The organism is Paenibacillus sp. YPG26 (assembly GCF_023704175.1).
Lineage (GTDB): Bacteria > Bacillota > Bacilli > Paenibacillales > Paenibacillaceae > Fontibacillus.
Genome location: NZ_CP084530.1, coordinates 2249865 through 2273284, shown reverse-complemented (window position 1 = coordinate 2273284; position 23420 = coordinate 2249865). Strand labels below are relative to the sequence as shown.

Genomic DNA, 23420 nt, shown 5'->3' with positions numbered 1-23420 from the left:
GAGTTAAAGTGAATCAAAGACAAAAAACGGCAGCCATGAGGACTCCGGTCTAAAGTCCAGTGGCTGCCGTTCTTATTGGCAAGTATATAATTTAGTTATGAACTAGATTTTTCTTCGATTTGAATAAGTTGGTTAAGTGCTGTTTCGTTCTCTTTAATATGCTCTAGCACAGCCTTGTTCTGCTGAACCAAGGAATCAATGGTGGCTGACAGTTCTTCGAGCGTGGCGGAAGTCTGCTGACTTACCGAGGCCAGATGCACGGAGGATTCCTCAATAGAATGGGAGGAGGACTGAATGTCTGAGATGGATTGATCATAGTTGGCCGTTCTCTCATTAAGCTCTCCCACAGCTTCGTTAATCTCGGCGAAGACATCCCGGGTCTCCTGCGTCATAGCCAGGCAGATCTCCATCTGTTCAGCAATCATATTCATATTGACCTGGGTCTTGCCAGATTGGTCAATGACGGCAGTCAAGTTGCCCGAAATCTCGTCTGCGGCTCTGGAAGCTGAGTCAGCCAGCTTGCGGATCTCTGAAGCGACAACGGCAAAGCCTTGTCCACTCTCACCGGCCCTTGCAGCTTCAATGCTTGCATTGAGGGACAACAAATTGGTCTGAGACGCGATATCCTGCAGCGTGGTAATTAGCTCGGAGGAGCCTTTGATCTGCGCAGCCAGGGCATCGACCTGATCGCTAACCGCCTGAATTTGTCCGCCGAAGTCGGTGATCATCCGGTGCATTTCATCAATGGTGGCATCCCCGCGTTCGGAGGAATCTGCTGCGTCTTGAATGCCTGAACGAAGCTGACCCAGAGATTGGAACATGTCGGCAAGCTTGGCATTGCTGCTGTGGACGGATTCCGATATCGTTACCAGAACCTCGGACTCGGAGACAATCCCTTTCGTAATCTCATGAAAGGCATGATTCATTTCGCCAAAGGAGACGGCATTCTCACTGCTTCCCCGTGATATAAGCTCCATGTTCCCCGAAATCGTTACTACATTCTCACGAAGCGACTTCTCATGCTCACTTAGCTTATTCATCAATTGTTCTGTCTTCATTTGTGTATCCGCTAAATTTGTAATCATGCGGTTAGCGACCTTCTGGAAAGCAATCAGAAGCACAACAACAATCAAATAGTAGAACCACAACCCGATGATGTTATCTTTCTTTAATCCAAAGGCGGCCCCATTTATATACATGTTCAAGGCCAGGACATAAGCTCCAGCGACGGCGCCGGTAACTAGAATCTTGTTGTTCATATAGATTAATGCGACAGACAATAAGAAGAAGGCCTGAAACAGGTTAGAAAGACTTGGCATGTAAATGGTGGATACGGTAAAAATGGAGACGATTCCGGCTATGGCTACGTAAGGAACAGATGCTTCCCACTTTCTGCCGAAGTGTAGAACGCCAATTACCAGCAGGACAAACAGATCCAGTACAGTCATAATGATCTTGATACTCATCGTTTGGTCGACTGAAAAGTATGTAATGCTTGCAAGAACTACTGTTACCGCTAATGCTCGAAAGATCAAATCGTTCTTCTTGCGCACATCCTCTTGTCTTATTTTTGAAAATGCATTTTGCTCTCCTGTCATTCTCTTAATTCTCCTATCGATTTAATGTATGAAGGTCTTCATTATAGCACGCATTTTTCAGATTGGCGCCAATGGATCGTTGTTTTTATTTGACCGCGGGCATGATCTCAATCTGAGCTGATTTGGGCTGACTTGTCTCATGCATACGTAAAACGAACCATACCGCTGGAACTAATGCGATCACACCAAGCAGAACAAAGCAGGTCTGAATATTGAACATTTGCAGCATGAGCATTCCGGCGAAAGGCCCAAGGGCGCCGCCCACATTGGTAAGGAGGGCTACATCCGAAAAGAAACCGGCCTCGTCTTCGTGCTTCCTGGATTCTTCGATCGAGAGCGTCTCCTGAGCAATTCCGGTGAAGCTGCCGATCAGATCCCGAATGATCTGCAGGCCAAGCAGTACAGCATAGGTATGGGAGAGTCCATACAGGCTTACGGTACACATGAGCAGAGCGTAACCGGTAAGCAGCGTGTTGCGGTAACCGAGCCGCTTGATCCAGCGGCGGCCCAGCGGGATCGTGATTGCGGATACCAGGCCGGAGCAGATCGAGAACATCGCAATCTGCATGTTGCTGAAATGCAGAACATTGACGTGGTAGATTACCCATAGAGAGCCTGGAAGTGCGCTTCCAAGCGACATAAAGCCGACCATGATCAGGAACGGACTGAGCTTGCGCAGCGGCGGCTTCCACTGGAGCCTGACTGTCTTCGATTCTCTCGGCGCGAGACGGGCCATCAGGTTCATCCCGGTAAATGTGCATATCGCTCCAATCAGCATGCAGATGAAATAGTTATATGGAAATATTGCATCATACCGGTCGAGAAGCGTACTTGCACTGTAGGAGCAGACGATGGTCACCAGAATGGCTATGATTCGAATATTGCCAAATAATGTTGACATGTTCGATTCGGCGACGTTGTGCTTGATCAGAGAGTGCTGCTGCACGTTCAGAATCATAACCACAATGCAGTTAATCGACCAGAATACAAGAATCCAGGTGATGGAATGCGGAAGCAGCACGGCGAAGGCAATACATAGAAATGCGATCTGGCGCAGGATTCCGGCAGAATAATAGACTTTGAAGTTGCAGGGGAGCAGCCGGGTAACGAAGACGACCGAGATCGCCGACATCAGCGGCGGAAGCGATGCCGCTAATGTAATCTCCAGCGGTGAGGCTCCAAGCCTTGCGATCAAAATGGGAAGGAACATGAAGAACAAAATATTTTTCATATTTTGCAGGACGGCATCCATATAAATCCGTGTTTCGGGTCTCAAACTTTCATCTCCTAGACGTATTGCACTTAAAAAGAAGGATTGCATAGGTTTATATCGGAATTTTCAGTTTTGAAATGAATAAAAACGGACGGCTTTTCATGAAAAATACATAATCTGATGCAATTCGAGCTTGCTTGGTTAAGTAAGGGGTACGGCTGCTTACAAAAAAGGGGGATATATGATGAAAAAAGGAAAAAAATTCACAGCATTACTAGTCATCCTGTCTTCCTTCTTCATGCTTACCGCATGTTCCGGGGGAACGTCAGGAGGGCCTGCAGGCACATCAGCAACGAAGGAGACAAATGACAAATCTGCAGACGGGAAGGTGGTACTGAACTACTGGACCTGGTGGGGCTCAGAGACACGCAGACCTATTATTGAGAAGCTCGTAGATGATTTCAATAAGTCACAGGATAAAATTGTGGTGAAGCACAGCTATTATCCTTACTCCGATATTTTCACCAAAGAACTTGCCGCGGTCAGTGCCGGCAATCCGCCAGACATCATGATGAATGACATCAACACCGTGCAGCAGCGGGCCAGCAAAAAGCAGGCGGTCAATCTCGCCAAGTATGCCGAGAAAGATCAAGTGAAAGACCGTTTTTTCCCCGAGTTATGGAATACCGTTCTGTATGAGGGCGATCCATACGCGCTGCCTTTCAACACGGATACCCGAATGATGTTCTATAACAAGGATGACTTCAAGGCGGCCGGACTTGATCCGGAGAAATTCCCTGCCACATGGGAAGAGCTGGAGAAGGCTGCAGCCAAGCTGGACAAGAAGGATGGAGACAAATATACCCGTATTGGATACTCCCCGCAGTTCAACTCGGATTGGAACCTGCTTCAGCTTAATTTTGATCAGGGGCGCAATTTCTTCGATGAGAACGGGAAGCCAGTTGTGAATGCGCCTGCCAAGGCAGAAGCCATGGAGTACATTTTGAACAACGCCAAGCGCCTTGGTCAAAGCAATATTGATGCATTCAAAGCAGACTTCGGCAGCAAACAGGCTAACCCGTTCATCGCAGGCAAAGTGTCGATCTGGACAGATGTAACAAACTTCTACACCCAGATCCGGGATTATGGACAGAACATGAACTTTGGTGTCGCCCCGCTTCCAGAGACGAAGGAAGGCGCTGGCCATTACAGTGTAGGCGGGGGCTTCGTTATTGAGATTCCTTACGGGGCTAAACATCCGGATGAGGCGTGGGAATTTCTGAAGTATATGACGGATGTTCAGGCACAGACCTATTGGGCTCAGAAAAATTTCGATAATGTAGCTAATAAGGAAGCTTCCAATCAGGCAGATCTCCAGAAGAATCCGGTCTACAAAGCGTCGGTGGATAATCTGGCTGTCACCAAGATCACACCCACACCGCTCAACGCACCCGATTATATTAATTTGATTAATCCTCAGCGGGACGCAATTATGCTTGGTGAGAAATCGGTTCAGGAGGGGCTTGTTCAGGCGCAGGCCGATGTAGAGAAGCTGATCTCGAATAATAAATAAGCAAGAGCATTAGAAAGAAGGTAGAAGTCATGGCCCGAACTGCGGCAAGTTCTCCCGGCAGCTCTCTTAAGCGCCGGGAGGCCTGGCAGGGTTATATTTTCGCCAGCCCCTGGATTGTTGGATTTCTGCTCTTTACGGCGGGTCCATTGTTATTCTCGCTGTACGCGAGCTTTACAAATTATGATATAACCTCACGGATGGACTGGATCGGTGTCCAGAACTATGACACTATGTTCAATCATGATCCACTGTTCTGGAAGTCATTGAAGAATACGCTCTACTTCGTGGCGATCTCTGTTCCGCTTCAAACGGCAGGGGGGCTGCTTCTTGCAGTTGTATTGAACCGGAAGGCATCCGGCATCCGCTTCTTCCGCACAGTCTTCTATCTGCCCTCCATTCTGTCGGGAGTGGGCGTGTATGTCCTCTGGATGATGCTTCTCTCCCCCAGTGCGGGGCTGGTTAATCTGATGCTTGGCTGGATTGGCATCGATGGCCCCGCCTGGTTAACCGATCCGGATTGGACCAAGAATGCGGTCATTCTGATGAAGCTGTGGGGAGCCGGGGGAATGATGCTGCTGTATCTGGCAAGCCTGCAGGCCGTTCCCCGGCAGCTGTACGAAGCGGCAGAGCTGGATGGGGCTGGGAGGTTCCGCAAGTTCCGGCACGTCACCCTTCCCATGATTACCCCGGTGATCTTCTTCGAGATTGTGACCGGAATGATTGGAGGATTCCAAATCTTCCAGGAGGGATATGTGATGGGGTATAACAATGAACCGGGAGCGCCCATGAATTCATTGCTATTTTATAACCTGCACATGTTCCTGAAGGCATTTAAAGTATTTGATATGGGTTATGCGATGGCGATGGCTTGGTTCCTGTTCCTGATTGTGCTTGTGCTTACGCTGATCAACCTGACATTATCCAGATACTGGGTGCATTACGAAGGGGGAGAGCGATAATGAGTCTCTTGACTGGAGAGCGTCGTCCCCCGATGCCAAGAACAGGTGCCCCATATAGAACGATCAGGAGTAAATGGGCGGCGGCCTTACTTTACTTGGTCCTGATTGGACTGAGTCTGCTTCTGCTGACTCCACTCTTCTGGATGCTCTCCACCTCCCTGAAATCCATGCAGGAGATTATGTCCTATCCGCCAACCTTGCTGCCCAAAGTGATACATTTCGAGAATTACAAGCACGCTTGGGAGAAGGGGAACTTCGCCAGATATACGCTTAATACCCTGCTGCTGGCAGGGATCGGTGTGTTATCGCATGTTCTGTCGAACACGTTCGTAGCGTATGGATTTGCCAAGATCAGGTTCCCTGGTAAAAGGCTGCTCTTCGCGGTCATGCTCGGTACGATGATGATCCCAAGCTTCGTCACTCTGATTCCGCAGTATATTCTCTTCTCGAAGTTGTCATGGATTAACACGTACTACCCACTTACGGTGCCGGGGTTCTTCGGAAGCGCCTTTCAGATCTTCCTGATTCGTCAATTCTTCATGACCATTCCCAATGAATTAATTGAAGCCGGGAAGGTGGATGGCGCAAGCCACTTCCGGATCTGGTGGCAGCTCATGCTTCCGCTGTCTCTCCCGGTAATTGCCACAGTAGCGATCATGACCTTCCAGGGCGCCTGGAATGACTTCACCGGCCCCCTGATCTATATCAACTCAGAATCGCTATTTAATCTGCAGATTGGTCTTCAGTCGTTCAAGGGCACGGAGTCTACCCAGTGGCACTATCTGATGGCAGGGTCCGTCATCGTGCTGCTGCCTGTAGTCCTGCTGTTCTTCTTCTTTCAAAGGTACTTTATTGAAGGTATGAATATCACGGCTGGAACAAAAGGCTGATCATAGTGTAGGCGGCAAATAACACCGGGGGCCGCGCGGGCCCGCTCGGTGTTATTTGTGCTGATTTTCAATTTTTTACTGGATATATAGCTTACAATTAGTTAGTATATAGCTGTGGTCAATTAACTTTTCGTAAGGGGATAACAAATAATGAGCATATATAACTTTTCTGCCAAAGCCATGAACGGCAAGGAGGTTTCTCTAGAACAGTACAAAGGCAAAACCGTATTGATTGTGAACACGGCAAGTGAGTGCGGCTTCACATTCCAGTATGAGGACCTTCAGCGCTTGTATGACCGTTATAAGGATAAGGATTTTGTCATCCTGGGATTCCCGTCGAACCAGTTCGCTGACCAGGAGCCGGGAACAAATGAGCAGATTAGTACTTTCTGTACACTGAATTACGGCGTTTCTTTTCCCATGTTCCAGAAAGTTGACGTTCGAGGCAGCCAAGCACACCCATTGTTCAGCTACCTCGCTTCCAGCAAGCCTTTTGAGGGATTCAATCAAACCCATTCGGTAGCCAAAATTCTGATGGACATTATCCAGGAGAAGCACCCGGAGTATATGCTAGGAGACTCAATCAAATGGAACTTCACTAAATTCCTGATTAACAGGCAGGGTGAGGTTGTTAAGAGATTTGAAGCGACAACAGATCCGCTCGATATGGAACAGGATATTGAAGCTGCCTTGCAAGACTGAGAATAATCTCAAGCAATACCACCTGCCAAGCTCTTGCCCTGCAAGAGCTTGGTTCTTATGTAATCGAATCGCTGGAACTTATGTCCGCTTCAACCTGGATGTTATAATGGACATTCACTTGGATGGATTATAACAACATGAAAGGACAGAGATTGTGCAGAGAGAGGAATTTGTCAGAGGAGTTAAAGATGGAGTACCCACTTTACTTGGGTATCTGAGTATAGGGTTCGCCGCAGGCATTATCGAGAAGACGGCCGGACTAAGCATAATGGAGATCGGTCTGCTTAGTATTCTAGTATATGCGGGGTCAGCCCAGTTTATTTTTGCAGGAATGGTGAGCACGGGAGGGACGGTTACAGGGATCATCACTACCATATTCTTCGTCAATCTCCGTCATCTGCTGCTTAGTGCGGCTTTGTCACCCTACTTTCGGCAGCTGTCCTCCGTGAAGAATGCTCTGGTTGGTGCACTGCTAACGGATGAGACGTTTGGAGTAGCCGCAAGCGAAGCAGCAAGATCAAATCGACTGAATTACAGCTGGATGCAGGGACTGAATCTGACGGCATATTTGAACTGGATTGCAGCCAATTTGGCGGGGGCCTATCTTGGAGTATGGATCACCGATCCAGAGAAATTCGGACTCGATTTTGCGCTCCCAGCTATGTTTATCGGATTGTTGGTCCTGCAGATCATGCAGCGTAAAAGGTACGTTCTGGATGCAGCCGTTGGACTTACCGCCATTCTGGTTGGCGTGGTCTGCGGCTTCTTCATTTCGAAGAGTGTAGGAGTAATTGCAGCGACAATTGTGGCTGCTGCGGTAGGGACGGTGATTGAGAAATGGAAGTGAGGTGGGATATATTCCTGCTAATCGCAGGATGCTCGGTGGTCACTCTTCTCCCTAGAGTTGTACCGCTTGTCTTTCTAAGCCGGATAGCGCTGCCCGAGCCGCTTATGCGGTGGCTGAGTCACATTCCGATCGCGGTGATGGCCGCATTGGTGGGGCAAGAGTTGTTCCACATGGAGGGGGGCTTCAAGCTCCGTGAGCATATGGATCTTGCTGCCGGTGTTCTAACGTTTCTGGTAGCGGTCAAGACCCGGAATTTGCTCTGGACTGTCGTAATTGGATGCCTATTGGCCATGATGCTGCGGCTGCTTGTGTCTGCTTGAAATCATGATACTGAGGCCCCTGAATTTTTCGGGGGCTTTTATGAATTTGGAGGTTCACCGACCAGCTTCCTATACAACTTAGTCAGCTGCTGCAGTTCTTCATCCGACAGCTTATCAAAGAAGCTGGTGAATTGGGTGCTTCCCAGCTGACGTGCCTCAGCGATGATTGCTCGTCCCGCATCGGTAATCTCGAGATAGACAGATCTGCGGTCTTGTTCTCCGCGGGTTCTATGGATAAGACCTGCTTTTACCAAGGTGTCGGCAAGTCCGGTCACCCCTCCGGTAGTGACCTTCAAGGCAGCGGCAAGTCTGGATGGATTCTGAGGGCCTTCTTCATGAAGCAGCTTCAGAATGAGTTCATGATTCCTGGATAGTCCGTTCGTATTTCGCTTGTTCCACTCTTTCTGCCACATCTGATAATGGCTTAAGTACAGCTTGGATAAATCCTTGAGAAGCTCTGTCCGGTTCAATTCCATTCTCCTTCACGAGTGGTGGCTTGTCCCTTATGAATCCCTGGGACATCCTAATCCCTAATCATTTCCTTTCATAATATCACTAAGATTTTTAGGACTCAAGGAACAAAGGTTAGTATCAGGACTGGAAGTTGAACAACCCGTCAGCTGAAGTTAGACCTCAGGCTGACGGGTTTGTTGGAGGTTCTCTTGATGCTACAGGGAGAATCCGACGCGGGGACGCTGCCTATCCTTCGTATTTAAGGCAACCGACTTGATGGAAGAGATAGGGATGTATAGAATTTGGAACTCATCGCGGTATTTAACACCGTGGTCATCCACCTCCTGAATAGTACCGCCAGTGACGCTTGTGTTATCAATGAAATGAATGGTGACTTCCTTACCTTCCAGGCTCTTGAACATGAGATCCGAACGCCTCCTTAGATTGAAGTGATAACCTTGTCAACAATGCCGTATTCCACAGCTTCCTGAGCGGACATGAAATAGTCACGATCCATATCTCTCTCAACCTTATCCGGTGTTTGTCCGGTGCTATCCGCGGTGATCTGAACGATCTTCTGGCGAATTTGAAGTATCCGCTTGGCACTAATCGCGATATCACTCGCCTGCCCCTGTGCACCCCCGTGAGGCTGATGAATCATAATTTCACTGTTCGGCAGGGCGAATCTCTTGCCTTTAGTTCCCGCCAGAAGCAGCAATGACCCGAAGGATGCCGCAAATCCGGTACAGATCGTATGAATATCCGGCTTGATATATTGCATCGTATCGTAGATGCCAAATCCAGCCGTTGTAGATCCACCGGGACTGTTGATATACATGAAGATATCTTTGTCCGGATCTTCCGCTGACAAGAACAGCAGCTGGGCTGTAATACTATTGGCAAGCTGATCATCAATCGCAGAACCCACAAATACAATGCGGTCCTTAAGCAGCCGTGAATAGATATCGTAAGACCGCTCACCCCGGCTCGTCTGTTCAACTACATAGGGTACATAATGACTCATTTCTCTTGAATCCCTCCGTCACATTCGTTTTCTGATTACACTAACTTAACGAAGAAGAACGGATGAAGGATACGTGAAGGTAAGATGAATCCTGACTGGGATGTGGGCACACTGTGTTAGAATATGCTGAAAGTACGATGGAGGAGGGGATTCGGTGAGTCATCACATGTATCAAATTTTGATGATTTCGGGCAGCTTGAAGCTGGGCTCGATCAACACGGCCATTCTCAAAGGACTAACCCTGCTGGCCGATGAGGCGATGACGATGAGATTTTCATTGTATGAGGGACTGGGCGAGCTGCCTCATTTCAACCCGGATCGGGACACGCCCCAAGCCATTGAGGCGGTGGAGCATTTCCGGGAACAGCTGCGCAGTTCAGACGGAGTGATTATATGCACGCCAGAGTACGCGGCAGGGGTCCCAGGTACTTTAAAGAATGCATTGGACTGGATTGTGTCCTCAGGTGAGCTGATGAATAAGCCTGTTGCAGCAATCAGCGCATCTCCTTCTATGCAAGGCGGAGCCAAAGCGCTGGAATCACTGGAGGCAACGCTCAGGATGATTGACGCAAGAATGTTCAGCGGAGGGGTTGTCGGTATTCCTCAGATGAATAGGAACAAGATAGGTCCGGATGGTGAAGTGGCCGACTCAGAGTTAAGATTAACTCTACTGGGGATTCTGAATGCACTAAAGAGTGAACTGGAAGAGCAGCAGGAATCGTAATTATTTACAGTCATTTCAGCGTAAAAGAAAGGATGTTCAAGCGTCTCCCTTCATGGCGTGCGCCTGGAACATCCTTTCTCTTTGTGATGAGATCACGCGAATCGGTTATTTATTCGTGCTGTGCTGCTTATTCGGAAGCTGAGAACCAGGATTTCCTTTGGCCCGGTGCTTATTCTTTTCGGCCTTCTTCTGGGTATCATGCACTTTCTCCACAAATTCATGCAGGTCCTGCGTCATGCTGATCTCCTCCTTTAATTAGATTTCCTTGTTACTATAACCAAAGTGGGGATTTTGATGATTGGGGCGGTACAGATTCTGAAAAAGTTAAATTACCCGTGTTGTCGAGGGACAAGAAATTGATTCCATTGAAAGTCGCTAAATTAGCGGCTTTTTGTTTTACCGATTAGATAAGAATATAACTACTCGTCACTACTCTAATTCATTAGGCTAACGGGCAGTTTAGCGTAGGGAAAGCTAGCATTGCAATAGCTAAATGAATAACTTTGATACGGCCGTAGGAACTGACTTTTTGTTATGGTTTATTGATTTTTTTCAATAAATAATTATAAAGATGTCACAAAGCATCTATTTTGATTGTTATTACTCGTATATACAGGGCCCTGGTAAGGAAGGAGAAAATATGGATCAGAAAAGTGAAGAGTTAGAAATAGATAATATTGTGGCACAAGTAAAAGACGGAAACAAGGAAGCGTTTCGAGCGCTTGTTTGTGAATATCAACGTAAAATTCACGTATATAGTTACCACATGCTTAGGAATAAAGAAGAGGCTGAGGATGCGGTCCAGGAAATCTTTTTAAAGTGTTACCAAAATATACACCAATATTCCCAGGGAACGTCCTTTTCCGGATGGTTGTATACAATTGCATATAATCACTGCATTAATTTACTAAAGAAGCTAAGTTTACGCCATAAGTTGATAGCACTTTATCGTACACAATTGGCTCAAGCAAAGCAGGAAGTTGATTATGCATCATTATCTATCCATGACGTATTAGGTTTACTATCTGCCGAGGACAGAAACTTGCTTGTGCTTAGAGTATGGGAAGACCAAAGCTTTGATGAAATTAGCAGGATTATGAACTGCAAACCGTCAACAGTACGTAAAAGGTTTGAGCGTATTCGCAAAAAATTGAAGATGAAAATGATTCAAGTGGAGGAGAGTCCAAATGTCCCAAAAACAGCATTTCGAAGATAATATGGAAGAGTTGAAAATTTTATTTAATAAACCCGATTTGCCTATACAGGATTTTTCTACACGAATAATGAATCTTATTGATGAACGGGAATATAAAACGAATCTAAAACCTAATGTATTTAAACGAACTGCATTCGTTCTCGCGATCGTGGGAATACTCTGCGGATTCACCTATGCAACAACAAAATGGATTGAGTTAAAGGACAACAACGGAAACGCTGTTATAGAGGTAAGACCAACAGATAGTAGAATCTTACCTGCTTATCAACAAGCACTCGATGAAATCGGGAATAAGCTTTCTCCTGAGGAAACTGCTACAGTCTGGTTTGGTAGTAAAGATGATATTCTGAACAAAAAAACAGATCAGGTCATGCATACCTCTGGGGCCCCGAATAAATACACTGATTTTAGTCAATTTATAAAGGCGATTGCAGCTCCATTCGAATCGAGTCAATTTCAGCCTATTCTCTCAGAAGATTACCAATTTAAAGAAGCATCAATTTATATGGACCCTGCGATCGGAGCCGGAAAAAAAGGGAATATGATTTTTGATAAAGCTTCAAATGGACAGGAGCTTGGTTACTATACGCAGAAAATAATTGGAAATCAACCAAGCTCCATAGTAATCACTTATACGAATCGTGAGGATGAAGTAAACTATACAAGTTACTTCTTGCGAAGGGAAGATAAGATCTTGTTCGATAGTTCTCCGTCAGTGGATGCTAAAACGGTCATCAATGATGTGGACACCTATTACTATGTTGACGAGGATACACAGAAGAGAACACTGCTGTGGGCTAAACAAGAGAATGAGAGAACAGCTCATTTTGTCTTGAGTAGTACAACCGCGAGCAAAAGTGAACTCTTGAAAATTGCAAAAAGTATCCTTTCTGATTAAGTTAAAGATCTTATCTTTATGGCTTTAATATTCAACTAACGGGAAACGACAGTTGAACGCACCATAGAGTAGTTGCCGCATGCAACTGCTCTATTCTTAATGCGCTAACGGCTAGTAAACGCAAGTGGTCAAAGTGTTGTAGTGTTTCGTTATCTTGCTCTTCCACTCTTAATTGGATTCCAACATCCTGATAAAGGAGTATACTTAAATGGAGTACGATCCAGCCATAAGGCAAGAGGGGGCGGGTGCATTGAACGACGAATTCTGGGAGGCTATTATTACAAATAATGGCGCTTACGATCATCAATTCCTGTATGCGGTGAAGACAACGAGGATTTTTTGCCGGCCGTCCTGCAAGTCCAGAGAGCCTAACCGCAAGAATGTCCGGATCTTCAAGTCTGCTGAGCAGGCAATGCGTGCGGAATACCGGCCATGCAAAAGATGCAAGCCTACCGGGGAGACATTGCCCGATGAGGACTGGGTAGATCAAATTACCAAGTACATTGAACTCCATTACAATGAGCGGCTCTCCCTTCATACCCTGGCGGACATGTGTCACGGCAGTCCTTATCATCTTCAACGCACGTTCAAGCGGATAACCGGCTCAACGCCGGTTGAATATATTCAGAGGACTCGGGTTAGGAAAGCGGTTGAACTGCTGAACGGGACAGACTACACCGCCAAAGAAATTGGAGGGTTGGTGGGAATCCCTAGCCCGGCTTATTTTGTTACTTTATTCAAAAGGATTACCGGCTTCACCCCGGCCAGCTATAGGCATAGAGAAAAATTAAACGTAAGCATGGGAGGTGACACGTAGATGAACGGATCAGCACAGGAGCAAATTTACTGGACCCGGTTCGTCCATAATAATTGGGACTTATTTATGGCGGCAACCATCAAGGGTCTATGTTACGTAGGTTCAGATCACAGACCGTTTGACGAGATGGCTGATTGGGTTAGCCGAAGGTTGCCCGGCAGCTTGCTGATCCAGGATGATGCCAGAATGGAGAGTTACGTGAGAGAACTAAGAGAATACTTGCAGGGAGAACGGAAGCAATTTGCCGAAGCCTGTGATTTCAGGGGAACTCCTTTTCAGGTTGCCGTCTGGAACGCGCTAGGCGAGATTCCGTATGGAGAGACGCGCTCCTATTCAGACCTTGCGCTTCATATTCAAAGACCCTCTTCTGTTCGTGCCGTTGGGACAGCGATTGGAGCAAATCCGGTGTTAATTACTGTCCCATGTCATCGTGTTATTGGCAAAAACGGCTCACTTACAGGTTACCGTGGAGGACTTGAGATGAAGACAAGGCTTCTGCAACTTGAACAATTAAGTGTCACTGATGTCTAAGGAGGATATATATCATGAAAGAGTTCGGATTGTTGCTGGCTGAGTATGCTGAGCTGGTCGTCAAAGTCGGGGTTAACATACAGCAGGGTCAGGTGCTGATTGTACAAGCCCCGCTTGAGACAGCGGAATTCACAAGGCTTGTTGCAGCCAAAGCCTATGAAGCTGGAGCCAAATATGTGCATGTGGAGTGGGAGGATGAGCAGGTTACCCGAATCCGATACGAGAAAGCCAGGGACGAATCCTTCGATTATTACCCTAAGTGGCAGGCGGATATGATGGAGCAGCTCGCAGAGGGTGGAGGAGCTGTGCTGCATATTAAGGTGCCTGATCCTGAGTTATTCAAGGGAATCGATTCTTCAAAAGTATCGCGATCGGTCAGAGCCGCGGCTGTTGCCCGTGAGAAATACTCTGCTTATGTGCGCAGTAATCAGGTTAGCTGGTGCCTGATCAAAGCGCCTACACGGGCGTGGGCAGACAAAGTCTTTGCCGACCTGCCGGAAGAGCAGCGGATAGAAGCCATGTGGGACGCGGTATTCCAGATGAATAGAGTAAGCCTGGACAAGAATCCCGTTGAAGCTTGGCAGGAACATATCAACCATCTGAAACAGAGTCAGGAGCGCATGAACAAGAAGCGTTATAAGAGCCTTCATTACAGAGCCCCCGGGACCGATCTGCGAGTTGAGCTGTCTGAGAAGCACTTGTGGCTAGGCGGTGGGGATGAGAACGCATCCGGGGTTTATTTTGTAGCGAACATGCCGACTGAGGAGATCTATACTATGCCGCTGCGTACAGGGGTAAATGGAACGGTAAGCAGTACAATGCCGCTGAATTTGAACGGCCGGTTGATTAATGGAATTAAGCTGACATTTAAGGAGGGGAAGGTCACCCAGTTCGATGCGGACACAGGAAGAGAGGATCTGGCTTCCCTGCTGGAGACCGACGAAGGCGCCTCTTATTTGGGTGAACTGGCTCTGGTTCCTGAGGATTCTCCTATCTCGCGAATGGGGAGGATCTTCTATAACACGGGCATTGACGAGAATGCCTCCTGTCATCTCGCGCTCGGCAGTTCTTATCCGGTGAATCTGGAAGGGGGCACCAAGCTGAGCAAGGAGGAGCTTTTGGCCAGTGGCGCCAATGTTAGCTTAATTCATGTGGACTTCATGATCGGATCAGCGGAGCTTGAGATTGACGGCGAGCTGCAGGATGGCAGCATGGAGCCTGTGTTCCGCAGAGGTAACTGGGTGTGATGCGTTAATAAGGTGAATGAAAGAACGGAATGTGTAATAAGTCGATAACCTAGCTTAGAATGAAAGGCTGATCTATTGTCATGATGAATGACGGTAGATCAGCTTTTTTGTTACCTAAATACATAGGTCGGTAAATTTTTATAGACAATATAGATAATTATCTATAATATAATAAACTAATTAGATTGAGGTTTATATTTCCGATAAAAAATGCAAAGGAATGATTCAGTTGCTCCGTAATCGTTATGTCCGAGTTGTCATGTTATCCCGTATCCTTCAACAGCTGGGGATCTGGATACGAAATTTCGCTATTCTGCTCTACGTAACTGACCTGACACATAATGACTCCAGATATGTATCCCTCATTTCTGTAGTTGAGTACGCCCCCATACTTGTATTCTCTTTTATTGGCGGGACGTTCGCAGACAGGTGGCGTCCGAAGCTTACCATGGTGTGGTGTGACTTGTTGTCCGCCATTTCTGTCGGCCTTGTGCTGGCAGCTCTATCCCAAAGTTCCTGGTACGTTCTGTTGGCGGGCACCTTCGTATCTGCTTGCATCTCTCAATTCTCACAGCCTTCGGCCATGAAGCTGTACAAGAATCATGTGCCTGGCGAGATGCTGCAGAGCGTCATGGCCTTGTCCCAGTCGTTAGTTGCGGTGTTCATGGTACTAGGTCCCATGGCGGGGGCATTTATCTTTCAGCAGTATGGAATCGTCACATCGCTTGTGATCACGGGTATTTTGTTTGGCGGGTCTTCACTGGTACTGATCTTGCTTCCCAAGGATCTTGAACAGAGCAGTTCAGGGACGGTAAGCAACTTTAAAGAGGAGATGAAGGCCGGTCTTAGGTATATGTGGTCCAATCGGTCATTGCGGGTTTTAAGCTGGACTTTCGCTGTTGTTGGTCTTGCCGCGGGCTTGACGCAGCCTCTCGCACTCTTTGTCGTTACGGAGAAATTGGGGCTGCATAAAGAGTTCCTGCAGTGGCCTTTGATGGCCAATGGAGCTGCGATGCTCGTAGGAGGCGGTGTGGTCATGACCCTCACCAATAAAGTCAGACCGCAGACGCTGCTTGCAGCGGGGTTGGTTATAAGTGCACTTACTACGGCCTTAATTGGAGCCTCAACAATTATTGCTTTTTCAATGATGCTTATGGTGATTAATGGGTTATTCTATCCTTGTATTCAAATTGGCATTCAGACGCTCATCATCAAGAATACGGAGGCTGCTTACATAGGGCGGGTAGGCGGGGCGATCACTCCCGTATTTTCGGGAATGATGGTTATGGGCATGTTCGTGTCCGGATATTTTAAGGAGACAACTTCATTGCTTACTGTCTATATGACAAGTGGAATTCTTCTGCTTCTAGGCACTATTATTCTCATACCTCTATGGCACAATAGACCGGAAGTTAGCTTGGAGGCTGGTGTGAGATGAGTTAAGCCGTAAGAAGACCTCCAAGAGATCAAGCCAAAGAAGCCTCCCTTGAAGGAAGGCTTCTTTGGTGCTGCAATGAGTTCATTTATTTAAACGCCTTGTGGGACAGGCAGTCCGAGGCCTTTAGCGACTCGGGTTCCGTATTCGGGATCTGCCTTATAGAAATGTCCGATTTGGCGGATTTTGATCTCATCCCTATCTACCGGTGTCATCGCCGCCACAATATTGGCAACCAGACGCAGACGTTCCTCTTCATTCAGCAGACGGTAGAGATCACCTGCCTGGGTGTAATGGTCATTATGATCATAAGGTACGCTGTCAGCCAGACCGGTTACGGCAAATGGTGCAGGCTTGTGGTTAGGAGATTCGACTGCCCCGCCATAGCTGTTAGGCTCGTAATAGACCGATGAACCACCATTGCCATCAGCCCGCATGGCCCCATCACGCTGATTATTGTTAACCTCGGCAATCGGCCTGTTAATCGGAAGCGTGTTGTGGTTCGCGCCTACACGGTAGCGATGGGCATCGGCGTAGGCGAAGATGCGTCCCTGCAGCATTTTGTCAGGAGAAGCTTCAATGCCTGGTACGAAATTGCCAGGAGATAGGGTAACCTGCTCCACCTCGGCAAAATAGTTCTCCGGGTTCCGGTCCAGCACCATCCGGCCTACTTCAATAAGCGGATAGTCTTTCTGAGACCATACTTTCGTGACATCGAAGGGATCGAACCGGTAAGTATCGGCGTCTTGGACCGGCATAATCTGAACATAAAGCTTCCATGCAGGGTAATCCCCTTTGTCTATCGCATTGAACAGGTCTTCTGTATGATAATCCGGATGCTCTCCGGCAAGTCTGGCCGCTACGGCAACGTCCATATTCTTCACGCCCTGCTCTGTCTTGAAATGGTATTTAACCCATACGGCCTCACCTTCCGCATTCACCCATTTGAAGGTATGGCTGCCAAATCCGTGCATGTGACGGAGGGAAGCGGGAATACCGCGGTCAGACATGAGAATGGTAACCTGATGCAAGGACTCAGGGGACAAGGACCAGAAATCCCAAACGGCGTTAGGATTCTTCAGATGTGTCTGGGGATGACGTTTCTGCGTATGAATGAAGTCCGGGAATTTAATCGCATCACGAATGAAGAAGACGGGTGTATTGTTACCAACCAGATCATAATTCCCTTCTTCGGTATAGAATTTCACCGCAAAACCTCTCGGGTCGCGGACTGTATCCGCCGAGCCAAGTTCCCCAGCTACCGTAGAGAAGCGGATGAAGATGGGAGTGCGTTTCCCTACATCGGACAGAAAAGCCGCCTTGGTATACTTTGAAATATCTTGAGTGACCTCAAAATAGCCATGAGCTCCAGCTCCCTTGGCATGAACTACACGCTCGGGTACCCGTTCTCTGTTGAAATGCGCTAATTTCTCAAGTAAATGATAATCCTGAATTAAAGTCGGGCCGCGATGTCCGGCGGTCATTGAGTTCTGATTGTCACCAACCGGTGCTCCGGTACTGGTCGTAAGTGGCTTTTGAGTATCCATATATAAGGATCATCCTTTCAAAATGGTTATATTTATTTTTAGACTTAATCTAAATATTGAGTTTATTATAGCATGGGCTGGTTGGCTTCATCATGAGATTTAGATGAGGTTTTAATGAAGAGTGAGGTCATCTTCTCTTGCGGCTCATCATCTTCATGTGTATGTTGAAGATTTGGATAAATACCAATAGAGAGGACCGAGGGGGGGAACTACTTGAGCTTGCCGGGAAATTTACATGGAGGACAAGAGCAGGAACGCAAAGCGGATGGACTGCATGAATACGAACGAGAGGCTGAATAAGTATTATATGAGATGGAGTATTCATTCATACGAGAGAGCATTGAACTAAGCTTGCAGCTAGTAAGCCGACTGGTGATCAGTTCAAGGATAGTTCCTATTCGATCAGGAAAAGAGAAATAATGAAGGAGCGGGATTTGGCACTAAGCCAATATCTGTCCCGCTCCTATTAGCGGCAAGAGCTTAATCGCCGCCCCCGCCGCCACAACTGCTGCCGCAAGATGAACCACTGCTGCAGGATGAGCTGCTGCAGCTGTTCGATGAACAGCCCCGATCACAGGAATCTGCGCCGCCTGAGCCGCAGGCTGAAGAGGAAGAACAGCCGGAGCTGTCTTTTCGGTTAGGCTGCTCAGGTACTATATGATTCACAAAGTTATCTGGATCATTAATTGAGTAAAAGACAGCAGTGGATAACAGGAGCTCTGTGTTTCGAAAATCGGTATTACGGTCGGGCGTATGCTGGTGGCCTGTTTTCTTGATACGCCGCTTCAGATTATCCAGGATCCCGTTGATCGCTGTTCTTGCTTCGGGCGAGTTCTCATATGCCCAAGCGTTAAAGCGTCCCTGCGGTTCCAGCCCTCCCACAGGTTGCCTGTATAGTTCAAGTTCCTCTTTGGGAAGAGGGGTTCTGAAGAAAGCCCCCCAGATCAGGGCACTGTGGTAATTCCAGCCGAACAGCTCCACATAGACGAGATCGAACCAGGCACGTTCATCTGGCATAGGAATCGTGGGTTCTCCATTAGGTGCATGGTGGAGCATCTGGCCAAGGAACCGCTTGGAGAATTGCTGATATTCATGGGTGTACATAAGCATCTCATGCCATACCTCATCAACAGCCCGGCTGAACATAGGCACCTGCTTCAGAACGGAACACATAATAAAGAACCGCTTCAATTCCACCCAGCGCCAATCGTACTCAAGCTCCGTCATATTCGAATGCTCGGACAGGACGCGTCTCTTCAAGGCATGCGCCCACTCCGCCGGGATGGAGCTCTCCAGCTTAATGGAGAGTTTATAGGCCGGGCTACCCGGCTCGGCTAGTGGGGGGGCGGCGGGCGCCTTGCGGAATCGCCGTGCTAACGGATTCTGCCGATGGCCCTTCCTGCTGCTGCTAATTTTGCGAATTATAATTAACAGAAATACGATGACAAAGATGGTTACAATCGTTAAGATGGTGTTCATGAAGTACTCCCTTCTTGTGGGTAATTAATAACATTATTACAAAATTCTGCGGCGTTGCAAAGATCAACTCCACTTAACTCAGGTGGTTCTTTCATACCTTACTGGATATAATTAGCGTATACGAATCTATTCTACTAAATCTGAGCTGAGAGGATTGAACTGAGATGGAGAATTGGGAATACCGGACAATTAAATTCAAGACCGGTGGATTTCTGGGTGGAAAGATTGACGAGCAGGAGTTTCAGGATGAACTGAATACTCACGGCCAAGAGGGATGGGAGCTCGTATCCTGCTTTGATACAAGTCAAACTGAGGGTGCATCACGGTATATTATTGTTGTTTTTAAAAGAAAGAAAGGGTTCTGATCCAACATCATAAATATAGTGTCTTCTGCAAATTTAGCTTTAATCAAAGTGGAAGCGGCAAGGAAGGTGGCAGGACATGGTAAAGATCTGTGTGATTGGCAGCTGTGCGGTAGATCTGGTCGTAACCTCGGACCGGCGGCCGGGAGCGGGTGAGACTGTGCTTGGGGAGAGCTTCAGGATCGTGCCCGGCGGTAAAGGGGCGAACCAGGCTGTCGCGGCTGCCCGGCTGGGGGCTGAAGTCGTGATGATTGGCCGGGTAGGTGAAGACAACTTTGGTGATGTTATTCTGAACAATCTCAAGTTAAATGGGGTTAATACGAGTCACGTGGAAGCGGCTCCAAATCTGGAGAGCGGGACAGCTCATATTGTCCTGGCTGAGGGCGATAACAGTATCGTGGTTGTGAAGGGAGCCAATGATCTCGTAACTCCTGAGTATATCAGGCAGAAGCTGAATGTTATTCAGGAGATGGATATCGTCTTGATCCAGCAAGAGATTCCGGAGGATACCGTCGCTTATGTCAGTCATATCTGTACGCAGGCGGGCATCCCGCTTTTGCTGAATCCGGCACCCGCCCGGGAAGTAGACCCGTCCGTCATTGAGCACGCGGCTTACCTTACACCAAATGAGCACGAGGCGGCTCTGCTGTTTGGCGGTCTGAGTCCAGCGCAGGCACTCCGCAAGTATCCAAATAAGCTGATAATTACAGAAGGGGCACAGGGTGCCCGGTATTATAATGGCAGGGAGGAAGTGCTAGTCCCGGCTTATAAGGTTGAAGTCGTAGATACAACGGGAGCTGGCGATACCTTCAATGCAGCCTTTGCCGTATCGATAGCTGAAGGTAAGTCTATATTTGAGAGTGTCAGGTTCGCTAATCGTGCAGCATCGCTGTCCGTAGCTGGGTTTGGAGCGCAAGGCGGGATGCCTGCGCGGGACGAGGTAGAGGCAGGTCTCTAGCGTCTCTATACCTATATACCCAGAGCTTGTTACTGCTACCACGAAACTTCACGGTCCATCTTATCCAAGAATTACCGGACAACGTCCTGAGTCAACGTAAGAACGAGAACGGTATAACCATATGAATCGTTCATGATAAGTCTCAAAAAGAAAGCAGGATACCCAATCTTTCAGGTAGCCTGCTTATTTATTAAGATGCACAACCGGCACACTCGATGTAATTGTCGCCAACAGCTTTGCTAATACTCAGAAGATCTCCTATATTAATGTCATCCTCTGTAGTGAATTCATAGTCGTAAGCGGTCTCGAGTGCCAGCTGAAGGGCTTTCTCTTTGCTGTCCGCCAGAACGCTGATTTGTTCTTCTTTGCCTGTTGAGATAACTTGGTATGCAAAAGTAAAACGAAGAATCTCTTGTTCCATGTTCTCACCTCCCATAAGTGAATAATAGTCACAAAAAATTATGTGGAAATCTCATTATACACTAACAATAAGTTATTTGCCTACTAATAGATACTTTAAAATTAAGTACACTTCCATAATCTATAAATACATAGTCGTAGAACATCTCTATCCATGTTATTCTATTTAGTAATATATCTTTTACCTATTATTGTGAAAAGTAAATTCAGATCATCTCATCATAAGTTAACTTATATGCAGCCAAGCGGTCCGGCCGTAACCGAGTCATCGCGACCGAGTTGTCCCATACGGAATGAATTAGTCCATAGCTTGTTAACCAAATAGGCTGCTCATTCAACTTCAAAGTTGAGCGAGCAGCCTATTTGTGTTGCTTCAATCAAGTGCCTATGTAATAAATGTTGACATAGCAGAAAAATGAAAATACAATCAGATAAGTAACCTAACATGTGAGGAGATCTGACATGGATATTGTAGATGAAATATATCAGCGTGTTGCTTTTCGAATTCCTACCCACGACTTCATTCATATCATACAATCATTAGTCAGAAGAAAACAAGAAGATATTGAGTACATTAAAGCCAAAATTGCACAATACGAACAGAAAAGGAGAAAACAGGAGACTTTGTACCAATCGCTCTCCCCATTTCGCAAGCTCTTCACCGGACGGCCACCCAGTCATCATACAGCTGTGGAGTACATGGTCTATGTAAAGGAACCTTTCAGGAAGGTTGAGGTAATCAAGAAAGAAATTCGACAATTGGAAAGAGTGCTTAGACAAATTCACGATCACCCTGACGCTGATGAAATAATACTTCCTGGTCACATTATTAGCCAGATTACGATGCAGCGGGGAGAGGAGCCTTCAGATGAACATTGAGTCTTTACAAGCTGGACTGGATACCGTATGGGTAGTCCTTACAGCGGCCATGATTCTGCTCATGGAGGGCGGGTTCGCATTAGTTGAGGCTGGATTTGTCCGTTACAAGAATAATGTTAACATTATAATGAAGGTCTTTGCTGATATTACGATTGGAACGTTATGTTACTATGTCCTTGGATTTGCTTTAATGTACGGCAAAGATGTGTGGGGAGCTGTCGGCACGAGTGGATTTCTGCTGCACGGTGATTTGTCGCATCTCAAGTTCTCGATTTCTATCGATACGTATTGGCTGTTTCAGGCGGCATTTGCGATCGCTGTTATCTCGATTGTATCCGGTGCGGTGGCCGAACGGATTAACTTCAGGGTATACTTGCTCTACATTGTACTGATGACGGCGTTAATCTATCCAATCGCGGGCCACTGGGTATGGGGGAACGGCTGGCTTGGCGCGCTGGGCATGCGGGATTTCGCCGGTTCAGCAGTCATCCATGCCCTGGGGGGATTCTCGGCACTGGCTGCAGCTATTGTCATCGGACCACGTATTGGTAAATTCACGTCTAAGGGTTCTAGTACAATCTCACTGCCTAGTAATCTGCCGTTGGCCTCAGTCGGGGCATTCCTGCTGTGGTTCGGTTGGTTCGGGTTCAATGCGGGCAGCACCTTGACGGCTTCCGATGTCCGGATTGGCCATATCGCCATAGTTACGATGCTGTCTGCTGCGGCTGGTGGAGCGAGCACTCTTGTGTATACACTCATCAGATATAACCGCTCCGATGCTCCTTCGGTTATTAACGGATCCCTTGCTGGACTGGTCGGTATTACAGCCGGGTGTGCTTTTGTCAGTGATGAAGCTGCGATATTCATTGGAGCTGTGTCCGGGCTTCTGATGATGGCCGCAACGAACTGGCTGGAAGCCAGGAAGATCGATGATCCGGTTGGCGCTTTCCCGGTCCATGCTGTATCGGGGGTGTGGGGCACGCTGGCTACTGGCCTGCTTGCACAGGATGGCGGACTTTTGTATGGAGGGGGCTGGCAGCTGTTCGGGGTTCAGGTTCTCGGCCTAGTCGTCCTTTGTACTTGGGGCTTCACGCTTACCTGGTTCGGTCTCAAGTTAATTAACCGCTGGCTTCCTGTACGTTCGACGGAGGAAGAGGAAGAGATTGGACTGGATATTAGCTACCATGGGGTGATGGCTGCCCATCAGTCGCATGATTTCATCGATGATGAACGCTTGTACAACGAGATATCTCGTAAGCAAGAAGATCACAAAGAATAGTGGCTTTGGGGAAGGATCAAAGAGCTAGGAATTGGAGAGGAGAATGACG

General features: G+C 47.5%; 26 protein-coding genes. 17 read left to right on the top strand and 9 right to left on the bottom strand.

The features are described from left to right. Window positions 1-95: 95 nt before the first annotated feature. Together LDO05_RS10675 and LDO05_RS10670 are read right to left on the bottom strand one after the other, a co-directional pair. Window positions 96-1598, bottom strand: coding sequence for a methyl-accepting chemotaxis protein (locus LDO05_RS10675; protein WP_251375387.1), 1503 nt, complete (start codon window positions 1596-1598; stop codon window positions 96-98). Window positions 1599-1683: 85 nt separating this feature from the next. Continuing rightward, entirely contained in the window at window positions 1684-2874 is a 1191-nt protein-coding gene (locus LDO05_RS10670; protein WP_251375386.1) for an MFS transporter, read from the bottom strand. A 178-nt stretch (window positions 2875-3052) separates the two neighbouring features. Here LDO05_RS10670 and LDO05_RS10665 point away from each other — a divergent pair, with 178 nt between their 5' ends. The 6 genes from LDO05_RS10665 to LDO05_RS10640 all read left to right on the top strand — a co-directional run bounded on the left by LDO05_RS10665 (window position 3053) and on the right by LDO05_RS10640 (window position 8102). Next, window positions 3053-4384, top strand: a complete 1332-nt coding sequence (locus tag LDO05_RS10665) for an ABC transporter substrate-binding protein (RefSeq protein WP_251375385.1) — start codon at window positions 3053-3055, stop codon at window positions 4382-4384. Between the two features lie 29 nt (window positions 4385-4413). Then, on the top strand, window positions 4414-5343 hold the full coding sequence (locus tag LDO05_RS10660) for a carbohydrate ABC transporter permease (protein ID WP_251375384.1): 930 nt from the start codon (window positions 4414-4416) through the stop codon (window positions 5341-5343). Continuing rightward, window positions 5343-6233 (top strand): carbohydrate ABC transporter permease, encoded by an 891-nt coding sequence (locus tag LDO05_RS10655; protein WP_251375383.1) that lies wholly within the window; start codon window positions 5343-5345, stop codon window positions 6231-6233. The genes LDO05_RS10660 and LDO05_RS10655 overlap by 1 nt, the downstream gene beginning before the upstream one ends. A gap of 150 nt (window positions 6234-6383) precedes the next feature. Continuing rightward, window positions 6384-6935, top strand: a complete 552-nt coding sequence (locus tag LDO05_RS10650) for a glutathione peroxidase (RefSeq protein WP_251375382.1) — start codon at window positions 6384-6386, stop codon at window positions 6933-6935. 154 nt (window positions 6936-7089) lie between these two features. Continuing rightward, entirely contained in the window at window positions 7090-7782 is a 693-nt protein-coding gene (locus LDO05_RS10645; protein WP_251375381.1) for an AzlC family ABC transporter permease, read from the top strand. Continuing rightward, complete coding sequence (locus LDO05_RS10640; protein WP_251375380.1) at window positions 7773-8102, top strand: AzlD domain-containing protein; 330 nt, start codon at window positions 7773-7775, stop codon at window positions 8100-8102. The genes LDO05_RS10645 and LDO05_RS10640 overlap by 10 nt, the downstream gene beginning before the upstream one ends. Window positions 8103-8140: 38 nt before the next feature. Here LDO05_RS10640 and LDO05_RS10635 read toward each other — a convergent pair whose 3' ends face one another. From LDO05_RS10635 to clpP, 3 genes are all read right to left on the bottom strand, one after another. Continuing rightward, the gene (locus LDO05_RS10635) at window positions 8141-8578 is read right to left on the bottom strand and encodes a MarR family winged helix-turn-helix transcriptional regulator (protein WP_251375379.1); all 438 of its coding nucleotides are present in this window, start codon (window positions 8576-8578) and stop codon (window positions 8141-8143) included. Window positions 8579-8770: 192 nt separating this feature from the next. Then, the gene (locus tag LDO05_RS10630) at window positions 8771-8977 is read right to left on the bottom strand and encodes a hypothetical protein (protein WP_251375378.1); all 207 of its coding nucleotides are present in this window, start codon (window positions 8975-8977) and stop codon (window positions 8771-8773) included. 17 nt (window positions 8978-8994) lie between these two features. Beyond that, complete coding sequence (gene clpP / locus LDO05_RS10625; RefSeq protein WP_251375377.1) at window positions 8995-9579, bottom strand: ATP-dependent Clp endopeptidase proteolytic subunit ClpP; 585 nt, start codon at window positions 9577-9579, stop codon at window positions 8995-8997. Window positions 9580-9733: 154 nt separating this feature from the next. Between clpP and LDO05_RS10620 the strand changes: the two genes are divergently transcribed. After that, window positions 9734-10303 (top strand): NADPH-dependent FMN reductase, encoded by a 570-nt coding sequence (locus LDO05_RS10620; RefSeq protein WP_251375376.1) that lies wholly within the window; start codon window positions 9734-9736, stop codon window positions 10301-10303. 105 nt (window positions 10304-10408) lie between these two features. Here the strand turns inward: LDO05_RS10620 and LDO05_RS10615 are convergent, their stop codons facing one another. Next, window positions 10409-10540: a DUF4023 family protein gene (locus LDO05_RS10615; RefSeq protein ID WP_251375375.1), complete on the bottom strand. Its 132-nt coding sequence runs from the start codon at window positions 10538-10540 to the stop codon at window positions 10409-10411. Between the two features lie 403 nt (window positions 10541-10943). Between LDO05_RS10615 and LDO05_RS10610 the strand changes: the two genes are divergently transcribed. The 6 genes from LDO05_RS10610 (at window position 10944) to LDO05_RS10585 (ending at window position 16450) form a co-directional block, all read left to right on the top strand. Further along, entirely contained in the window at window positions 10944-11519 is a 576-nt protein-coding gene (locus LDO05_RS10610; RefSeq protein WP_251375374.1) for an RNA polymerase sigma factor, read from the top strand. Next, window positions 11491-12417, top strand: coding sequence for a DUF4367 domain-containing protein (locus LDO05_RS10605; RefSeq protein ID WP_251375373.1), 927 nt, complete (start codon window positions 11491-11493; stop codon window positions 12415-12417). Before LDO05_RS10610 ends, LDO05_RS10605 begins: the two co-directional genes overlap by 29 nt. A 208-nt stretch (window positions 12418-12625) precedes the next feature. Beyond that, complete coding sequence (locus tag LDO05_RS10600) at window positions 12626-13234, top strand: bifunctional transcriptional activator/DNA repair enzyme AdaA (protein WP_251375372.1); 609 nt, start codon at window positions 12626-12628, stop codon at window positions 13232-13234. Beyond that, window positions 13235-13765 (top strand): methylated-DNA--[protein]-cysteine S-methyltransferase, encoded by a 531-nt coding sequence (locus LDO05_RS10595; protein ID WP_251375371.1) that lies wholly within the window; start codon window positions 13235-13237, stop codon window positions 13763-13765. A gap of 14 nt (window positions 13766-13779) precedes the next feature. Continuing rightward, window positions 13780-15012 carry an aminopeptidase gene (locus tag LDO05_RS10590; RefSeq protein ID WP_251375370.1) on the top strand — a complete coding sequence of 411 codons (1233 nt, stop codon included), beginning with the start codon at window positions 13780-13782 and terminating at the stop codon, window positions 15010-15012. A 229-nt stretch (window positions 15013-15241) separates the two neighbouring features. Beyond that, window positions 15242-16450 carry an MFS transporter gene (locus tag LDO05_RS10585; protein WP_251378699.1) on the top strand — a complete coding sequence of 403 codons (1209 nt, stop codon included), beginning with the start codon at window positions 15242-15244 and terminating at the stop codon, window positions 16448-16450. Between the two features lie 89 nt (window positions 16451-16539). Here the strand turns inward: LDO05_RS10585 and katA are convergent, their stop codons facing one another. Both katA and LDO05_RS10575 read right to left on the bottom strand, forming a co-directional pair. Further along, complete coding sequence (gene katA / locus LDO05_RS10580; protein ID WP_251375369.1) at window positions 16540-17994, bottom strand: catalase KatA; 1455 nt, start codon at window positions 17992-17994, stop codon at window positions 16540-16542. A 480-nt stretch (window positions 17995-18474) separates the two neighbouring features. Further along, window positions 18475-19473, bottom strand: coding sequence for a glycine-rich domain-containing protein (locus LDO05_RS10575; protein WP_251375368.1), 999 nt, complete (start codon window positions 19471-19473; stop codon window positions 18475-18477). Window positions 19474-19637: 164 nt separating this feature from the next. Here LDO05_RS10575 and LDO05_RS10570 point away from each other — a divergent pair, with 164 nt between their 5' ends. Continuing rightward, window positions 19638-19838 carry a DUF4177 domain-containing protein gene (locus LDO05_RS10570; protein ID WP_251375367.1) on the top strand — a complete coding sequence of 67 codons (201 nt, stop codon included), beginning with the start codon at window positions 19638-19640 and terminating at the stop codon, window positions 19836-19838. Window positions 19839-19914: 76 nt separating this feature from the next. After that, entirely contained in the window at window positions 19915-20793 is an 879-nt protein-coding gene (gene rbsK, locus LDO05_RS10565; RefSeq protein ID WP_251375366.1) for a ribokinase, read from the top strand. Window positions 20794-20983: 190 nt separating this feature from the next. Here rbsK and LDO05_RS10560 read toward each other — a convergent pair whose 3' ends face one another. Beyond that, on the bottom strand, window positions 20984-21214 hold the full coding sequence (locus LDO05_RS10560) for a hypothetical protein (RefSeq protein WP_251375365.1): 231 nt from the start codon (window positions 21212-21214) through the stop codon (window positions 20984-20986). Between the two features lie 461 nt (window positions 21215-21675). Between LDO05_RS10560 and LDO05_RS10555 the strand changes: the two genes are divergently transcribed. Together LDO05_RS10555 and LDO05_RS10550 are read left to right on the top strand one after the other, a co-directional pair. Beyond that, complete coding sequence (locus LDO05_RS10555) at window positions 21676-22092, top strand: hypothetical protein (RefSeq protein ID WP_251375364.1); 417 nt, start codon at window positions 21676-21678, stop codon at window positions 22090-22092. Next, the gene (locus LDO05_RS10550; protein ID WP_251375363.1) at window positions 22082-23371 is read left to right on the top strand and encodes an ammonium transporter; all 1290 of its coding nucleotides are present in this window, start codon (window positions 22082-22084) and stop codon (window positions 23369-23371) included. Before LDO05_RS10555 ends, LDO05_RS10550 begins: the two co-directional genes overlap by 11 nt. Window positions 23372-23420 lie beyond the last annotated feature (49 nt).

Coding starts and splice junctions, on each gene's coding strand:
- LDO05_RS10600 (WP_251375372.1), top strand. CDS start 12,626: ATGGAGTACGATCCAGCCATAAGGCAAGAGGGGGCGGGTGCATTGAAC.
- LDO05_RS10665 (WP_251375385.1), top strand. CDS start 3,053: ATGATGAAAAAAGGAAAAAAATTCACAGCATTACTAGTCATCCTGTCT.
- LDO05_RS10550 (WP_251375363.1), top strand. CDS start 22,082: ATGAACATTGAGTCTTTACAAGCTGGACTGGATACCGTATGGGTAGTC.
- rbsK (WP_251375366.1), top strand. CDS start 19,915: ATGGTAAAGATCTGTGTGATTGGCAGCTGTGCGGTAGATCTGGTCGTA.
- LDO05_RS10590 (WP_251375370.1), top strand. CDS start 13,780: ATGAAAGAGTTCGGATTGTTGCTGGCTGAGTATGCTGAGCTGGTCGTC.
- LDO05_RS10610 (WP_251375374.1), top strand. CDS start 10,944: ATGGATCAGAAAAGTGAAGAGTTAGAAATAGATAATATTGTGGCACAA.
- LDO05_RS10570 (WP_251375367.1), top strand. CDS start 19,638: ATGGAGAATTGGGAATACCGGACAATTAAATTCAAGACCGGTGGATTT.
- LDO05_RS10595 (WP_251375371.1), top strand. CDS start 13,235: ATGAACGGATCAGCACAGGAGCAAATTTACTGGACCCGGTTCGTCCAT.
- LDO05_RS10640 (WP_251375380.1), top strand. CDS start 7,773: ATGGAAGTGAGGTGGGATATATTCCTGCTAATCGCAGGATGCTCGGTG.
- LDO05_RS10635 (WP_251375379.1), bottom strand. CDS start 8,578: ATGGAATTGAACCGGACAGAGCTTCTCAAGGATTTATCCAAGCTGTAC.
- LDO05_RS10560 (WP_251375365.1), bottom strand. CDS start 21,214: ATGGAACAAGAGATTCTTCGTTTTACTTTTGCATACCAAGTTATCTCA.
- LDO05_RS10675 (WP_251375387.1), bottom strand. CDS start 1,598: ATGACAGGAGAGCAAAATGCATTTTCAAAAATAAGACAAGAGGATGTG.
- LDO05_RS10605 (WP_251375373.1), top strand. CDS start 11,491: ATGTCCCAAAAACAGCATTTCGAAGATAATATGGAAGAGTTGAAAATT.
- LDO05_RS10660 (WP_251375384.1), top strand. CDS start 4,414: ATGGCCCGAACTGCGGCAAGTTCTCCCGGCAGCTCTCTTAAGCGCCGG.
- katA (WP_251375369.1), bottom strand. CDS start 17,994: ATGGATACTCAAAAGCCACTTACGACCAGTACCGGAGCACCGGTTGGT.
- LDO05_RS10650 (WP_251375382.1), top strand. CDS start 6,384: ATGAGCATATATAACTTTTCTGCCAAAGCCATGAACGGCAAGGAGGTT.
- LDO05_RS10555 (WP_251375364.1), top strand. CDS start 21,676: ATGGATATTGTAGATGAAATATATCAGCGTGTTGCTTTTCGAATTCCT.
- LDO05_RS10655 (WP_251375383.1), top strand. CDS start 5,343: ATGAGTCTCTTGACTGGAGAGCGTCGTCCCCCGATGCCAAGAACAGGT.
- LDO05_RS10575 (WP_251375368.1), bottom strand. CDS start 19,473: ATGAACACCATCTTAACGATTGTAACCATCTTTGTCATCGTATTTCTG.
- LDO05_RS10630 (WP_251375378.1), bottom strand. CDS start 8,977: ATGTTCAAGAGCCTGGAAGGTAAGGAAGTCACCATTCATTTCATTGAT.
- LDO05_RS10615 (WP_251375375.1), bottom strand. CDS start 10,540: ATGACGCAGGACCTGCATGAATTTGTGGAGAAAGTGCATGATACCCAG.
- clpP (WP_251375377.1), bottom strand. CDS start 9,579: ATGAGTCATTATGTACCCTATGTAGTTGAACAGACGAGCCGGGGTGAG.